Source organism: Parvibaculum sp. (assembly GCF_035511255.1).
In the GTDB taxonomy this organism is placed as follows: Bacteria; Pseudomonadota; Alphaproteobacteria; order Parvibaculales; family Parvibaculaceae; genus Parvibaculum.
In genome coordinates, this window is the sequence record NZ_DATKFR010000277.1 from 1 (window position 1) to 5,681 (window position 5,681).

The window sequence follows — 5,681 nt, forward strand, 5'->3', positions numbered from 1 at the left end:
CAGATGAAGAAGTCTTCGTCGCGGCCCGGTGCGTGCCAGGGCATCGAGAAGTAGCGCATGTCCAGGCCACCGGCCGTGGCGGCGCGCTGCTGGTGGTTGGCCGGGTTCATCAAAAAGGCCAGCGGCACCTCGAAGATCTCGTTCATCGACATCGCGAAGGTCCTGCGCAAGGTGCACCGGCGCCCCTATCTGCTCCCACGGATGCAGATACCGAATGTCCTCATGCGGCTCATCGGACCCTTCTTCGGGCTGACGCCCAAGTTCCTGAAGAACCATCTGGGTATCCGCTTCACGCTCGATAACCGCCGCAGTATCGAGGAGCTGGGTATCCGTTATCGTCCCGCCGAACAGACGCTGATTGACCACTACGAGAATTGGCTCAAGCAGAAGACAGCCTGACGCCAACTCGACAGCAACCTTTATCCTCAACGAGGCGAAAACTACTTCTTCTCAGGCGTCGCGTGCGTCGGATCGCGGCCGAAATTCGGCGCCGCAGTGTCCTGTCCCGCTTCGATGATCGAGCGGCGCACGGCGCGCGTGCGGGTGAAGAGGTTGAAAAGCCCCTCGCCGTCGCCCCAGCGGATCATGCGCTGCATGGCCGAGAGATCCTCGGAGAAACGCCCGAGCATTTCGAGGATCGCATCCTTGTTGTTGAGGCAGATGTCGCGCCACATCGTGGGATCGGACGAGGCCAGACGCGTGAAGTCGCGGAAACCGCCGGCGGAATATTTGATGACTTCCGATTCCGTCACCGTTTCGAGATCGTCCGCCGTGCCGACGATGTTGTAGGCGATCAGATGCGGCAGGTGGCTGACGATGGCGAGCACCAGATCGTGGTGCCGGGGCTCCATGTAATCGACCTTCGATCCGCAGGCTTCCCAGAAAGCCGCGAGCTTTGCCACCGCGTCGCGGTCCGCGCCCGGCACCGGCGTCAGAATGCACCAGCGCCCGTCGAAAAGTTCGGCGAAGCCCGCATCGGGCCCCGACTGCTCGGTGCCGGCGATCGGATGGCCCGGAACGAAATGTACGCCATCCGGCACATGCGGTCCCACATCGCGGATGACGGCCATCTTGACCGAACCGGCATCGGTGACGATCGCGCCCTTTTTCAGATGCGGCTCGATTTCGGCGGCTACGGCCCCGAGCGCACCCACCGGCGTGCAGATGACGACGAGGTCGGCATCCTTCGCCGCTTCCGCCGCCGTCGTCGCGGCGCTGTCGATGAAGCCGATCTCAATCGCCCTTTTGCGCGTCGCGTCCGACGTCGCATAGCCCGAAATATGTTCGGCAAGCTTCCCGCGCTTGATCGCATGGCCGAGCGAGCCGCCGATCAGGCCGAGGCCGATGATCGCAACACGCTTGAAATGCGGATCGGCGCTCATGATTTGCGCCCGAGAAATTCCGCCAGCGCCGCGACGACGGCGCGGTTCGCCTCTTCGATACCGACGGAAAGACGCAGATGATCCGGCAGGCCGTAGGCAGAGACCTGACGCAGGATGAGGCCGCGGCTCATCAGGAAAGCGTCGGCCTCCTTCGCCGTCCGGCCCTTCTCGTTGGGAAACCGGATCAGCAGGAAATTGGCGACGCTCGGCGCAACTTCGAGGCCGAGCTTCGAAATCTCGACGGTGAGCCAGTCGAGCCATTCCTGATTATGCGCCCGCGCCTTCTCGAAATGCTCGACGTCGCGGATCGACGCGATGCCGGCATGAAGTGCCGGGATCGAGACGTTGAAGGGCCCGCGAATGCGATTGACGACATCGATCACATGCGCCGGCGCATACATCCAGCCGAGCCGCAACGCGGCAAGCCCGTGGATCTTCGAGAAAGTGCGCGTCATCACGACGTTCTGCGACGTCGCGACCAATTCGATGCCGCTCTCGTAATCGTTCTTGCCGACATATTCCGAATAGGCGGCGTCGATGACGAAAAGAATGTCCGGACGAAGCCCGGCATGAAGCCGCTTCATCTCGTCGATGGGAAGATAGCTTCCCGTCGGATTGTTCGGATTGGCGAGAAAGACGATCCTGGTCTTCGGCGTCACCGCGGCGAGGATCGCGTCGACATCGGCGCGGAGATTTTTCTCCTTCACCTGCACGATCGTCGCGCCGGCCGCCTTGGTTACGATCGGGTAGACGAGAAAACCGTGCTCCGTCGCGATCGCCTCGTCGCCATCGCCGAGATAGGCTTGGGCGAGAAGATGCAGAAGCTCGTCCGAACCCGACCCGCAGACGATGCGGTCGGCCTTGAGCCCGTAGCGTTCCGCGATCGCCTCGCGCAGTTCGGCGGCCGAACCCTCGGGATAGAATTCGAGCTGGTTCGCCGCCGCGACGAAAGCCTCTTTTGCGAGCGGGCTCGGTCCGAGCGGCGTCTCGTTGGCCGAGAGCTTGAAGACCCGCGCGGCGCCATGCGCATGCGCGCGGCCGCCGACATAGGGCTCGATTTCGAGAATGCCTTTTTGGGGCTTGGGAAAGTTCATGTCATTCGCCATCTTTTGCGCGTGTCACCGGGTTCGCATAGCCGCCGATGATATGGGCGCTCTCGACGACGCCATCCGAAGCGATGGCCGCGAGCCGCGCATCATCGGCGGTGATATGGCCGGCGATGGCGAAGAGGTTGTGGCGAAGACGATGTCCATTGGCGGTTTCGGCGACGGCGATGCGCTCGCCCGTGAAGCCAGCGGCCTTTACGCGCGCCGAAATCGTCGCCTCGCTGACATTGCTTTCGGTGGCGATGGCGAGAAGGCTGGTGTCGTCCCCCGTCGCTTCGAAGTCCGCCTGCGCCACCACCAGCGCGCGCACGGCGTTCTCCTCCGCCGCGATGTCGAGAAAGGGCACACGCCCGACGACCCGGGCGCCGCCGGCAAGATCGGTCGCGAGCGCCGGCCACCAGTCGCCGCCGTCGAAATTGCCGGGCACCGGCAGGATGCCGAGCGCCGAGCGGTCATGCGTGACGCGGCGCAGCACATCGCGCGCGCCGTCATGCAGTTCCATCTCGGTCGACGAACCGTAATAGCTGCGCGCGAGGTCCCAATAGGCAAGCCCGTCGCCCGCGCCGAAAACCTCGACCCGGAACGGCCCCTGGATGCGCGTCATCGTGGAGATGACTTCGCGGAAAATCCGGAACGCGACCTTGAGCGGAAAGCGCCCCTTCTGGCGGGCGGCCAACCGGCGCAATACCTCGGCCTCGCGGCCCGGACGGAAGGCGATGAAACTGCCCTGACCATTGGCGCTCGCGGCACGCGCCTTCGCATTCGCGACCTCGACCACGAGTTCGGTGCGCTTCATCAACAGGTCCTGGATCGCGTCGTCGATCGTGTCGATCTCGCGGCGGACGTCGCTGAGCGCCTTGGCTGGATTCTCGGTCTTGATCGCCATGGTCTTCAGAGGACTTGAGGGGCAGGATTCACGGGCGTTGCAAAGCAGGTCGGAGGCCCCCACGCGGCCGCCTGCAAGAGCGGTATTCATAAGGGGCGAACCCGCCAAAATCAAAGAATATTCAGGGCTACCCTGCGTTTTCAATGACTTACGGGTTCATGTGCGCTGTTTGTGTTATGGCGCTGCTGAAATGAGAGAATGGATGTCGGATGCACGCTCCGCACTGCCACTTTCCGACAGCCCTTTGATCAGATGACCATAGATATCGAAGGTCGTCTGAATGTTGGCGTGACCGAGTTCTCGTGACACTCCGAGGAGGCTAGCGCCCGGCTTGGAGAGGGCCACAGACGCTTTGAAGTGCCGCATCGAGTGAGCGGTATAACGCATCTGACCATCGTCCACCAAGCCCAATCCGGTCATAATCACGTTCCAGACGCAGGTGCGGAAGGTCGTGTAGTTGAGCAGGCTCCCGTCGAATGCCGGGAAGACCAGATTATGCTCGCCGGCCGGACAGCGTTCCTTCCACTCGCGAAGCATGTCCGCAAGCGTCTCGCTGATGCTGATGGTCCGGTTCGAGCGCTTCGTCTTGGTCTTGCCGATGACGTACATATTGAGCTTGGCGGTCTGCCGCACCTGGACAATCCGAAGATCGAGATGAACGCAGGACCACGGCAAGCCGATGATCTCCCCGATCCGCATACCAGTCTCGAAGCCGAGCATGATCATGGCGTGCCACTTCTTCCAGCGAAGACGCTGACGCTTATTTGGACATGAGGCTCGCTCCTTGCAGAAGGCCAGGATTTTCCGAGCTTCATCCACGGTCGGGATGTTGCCGGCCTCCTCCTCGCCCTCATCCGAGGGTTTGGACTTGCTGAAGTGAATACGGACGTTGGCCGTGGGGTTGCTCGCGAGGGCGCCACATCCCTCCATGAACCTGATCATCCGGCAGAAGAGCGCCCATACATGGCTGGCGTAGCGCCGGTCAGAGATGCGAGCCACGACCTGATCCCGGAGTGTGCCGCAGAGGCGTGGATTCATGTCCTCCAGCGCGTAGGTGCCGAACATGGGGATTAGATGAGCTTCGACCTTGGCTCGGTACGCCTTAAGTGTCGAGTGCTCGACCGGGAGCTTGCCGTCCGCCCCTTGTTGCAGCGCTCGAAGGAACTCGTCAAAGCCCTCCGCGACCGTCTTCGCGGTCGTGTAGCACTCTCTGAGATGCGCCTTCTTGGGCTCTTGTGGTTCAACCTTGCGGCGGAACTCCTCCGCATCCTTGCGCTTGTCGAACTGACGCCGCGCTACAGAGCCGTCGAGCTTCTTGTAGCGAACCTGGTAAGCAAGCTTGGCTTCGCCCTCGGGGGAAAGCCACTTACGCTTAGAAATCGACGCCATGAACTCAGACCCGCCGCTTCCGAAGAGCTTCGTCCTGTTTTCGGCGCAAGCTAGCCCACAGCTCCCGCTTTTCGATATAGAGCCGCTTGCCCATTTTAAAGAACGGCAGGAAGCCCTCCGCTGCCCACCTTCTCACCTTGCGAAGGGTCAGGCCCCGGACCCCCCATTCGACAAGCTGCTCATAGGTATCTTCGATTGTCAGAAATTCTGGCCGCTCAACCATTTGCATCGCTATATTCCTTTTCGAAAAATCACCACCTGCTTATTAAGTTATTGGTGACTTTTTCGCAAGTGGCAACTGGTGACAAACGGAAAGAAAATGTAGGCGAATGAGACCCAGCGGGAATTCGTGCTTGGGCACGGCCAGCACTTTGCCATCGAAAGATACGTAATCCGTGACTATACTAAGTTACAATCACCCGACTCGTTGGAGGCTCTATGAGCAAAGCAGCAAATTTCGCCGAGTACATCGCGGCACAGATTGATGCAAGCGACCTGAAGCAAAATGAAATCGCGAGGAAACTCGGCTACGACAACCCGAACATCATTTCGATGTTCAAGAAGGGGCTGACGAAGGTTCCCATCAACAAGCTCCCGATTCTTGCCGATATCCTCGGAATCAATAAGGCCGCTCTACTCCGCCGGGCGATGCTCGAATACGCGCCCGAAATCTGGAGAACGATTGAGGGCGTCATGGGTATAATTCCGACCAAGAATGAGGCTGAAATCTTGGAGATCGTCCGCAGCGTCGTGGGAGTGGACGACCCGGCGCTTACGCCCGCAGCACGAAAGAAGTTTGAGGCAGCGGCTAAAGCACTGAAATAAGGGGCAAATGCCTCCCGCATAAACTTGAAAAACATTGTCTGTTTTCTCTAACCACGCTCATCTCGCACGTGTCCTCATAGCCGCGAAGTCGAT

The 5,681-nt window shown here is 60.6% G+C and carries 7 protein-coding genes; 2 read left to right on the top strand and 5 right to left on the bottom strand.

Features of this window, described 5'->3' with window-relative positions:
* Positions 1-222: 222 nt before the first annotated feature.
* Positions 223-399, top strand: a complete 177-nt coding sequence (locus tag VMR03_RS11100; RefSeq protein ID WP_325405172.1) for a hypothetical protein — start codon at positions 223-225, stop codon at positions 397-399.
* A gap of 41 nt (positions 400-440) precedes the next feature.
* On the opposite strand, the gene VMR03_RS11105 is transcribed toward VMR03_RS11100, so the two are convergent.
* The 5 genes from VMR03_RS11105 to VMR03_RS11125 all read right to left on the bottom strand — a co-directional run bounded on the left by VMR03_RS11105 (position 441) and on the right by VMR03_RS11125 (position 4,992).
* The gene (locus tag VMR03_RS11105) at positions 441-1,382 is read right to left on the bottom strand and encodes a prephenate/arogenate dehydrogenase family protein (protein ID WP_325405174.1); all 942 of its coding nucleotides are present in this window, start codon (positions 1,380-1,382) and stop codon (positions 441-443) included.
* Positions 1,379-2,476 carry a histidinol-phosphate transaminase gene (gene hisC / locus VMR03_RS11110; RefSeq protein ID WP_325405176.1) on the bottom strand — a complete coding sequence of 366 codons (1,098 nt, stop codon included), beginning with the start codon at positions 2,474-2,476 and terminating at the stop codon, positions 1,379-1,381. Before hisC ends, VMR03_RS11105 begins: the two co-directional genes overlap by 4 nt.
* A gap of 1 nt (position 2,477) precedes the next feature.
* Positions 2,478-3,374, bottom strand: a complete 897-nt coding sequence (locus tag VMR03_RS11115) for a chorismate mutase (protein WP_325405178.1) — start codon at positions 3,372-3,374, stop codon at positions 2,478-2,480.
* 174 nt (positions 3,375-3,548) lie between these two features.
* Positions 3,549-4,763: a site-specific integrase gene (locus VMR03_RS11120; RefSeq protein ID WP_325405179.1), complete on the bottom strand. Its 1,215-nt coding sequence runs from the start codon at positions 4,761-4,763 to the stop codon at positions 3,549-3,551.
* Positions 4,764-4,767: 4 nt separating this feature from the next.
* Complete coding sequence (locus VMR03_RS11125) at positions 4,768-4,992, bottom strand: hypothetical protein (RefSeq protein ID WP_325405180.1); 225 nt, start codon at positions 4,990-4,992, stop codon at positions 4,768-4,770.
* A gap of 209 nt (positions 4,993-5,201) precedes the next feature.
* Here VMR03_RS11125 and VMR03_RS11130 point away from each other — a divergent pair, with 209 nt between their 5' ends.
* Positions 5,202-5,588 (top strand): XRE family transcriptional regulator, encoded by a 387-nt coding sequence (locus tag VMR03_RS11130; RefSeq protein ID WP_325405181.1) that lies wholly within the window; start codon positions 5,202-5,204, stop codon positions 5,586-5,588.
* The last annotated feature ends 93 nt before the right edge of the window (positions 5,589-5,681 follow it).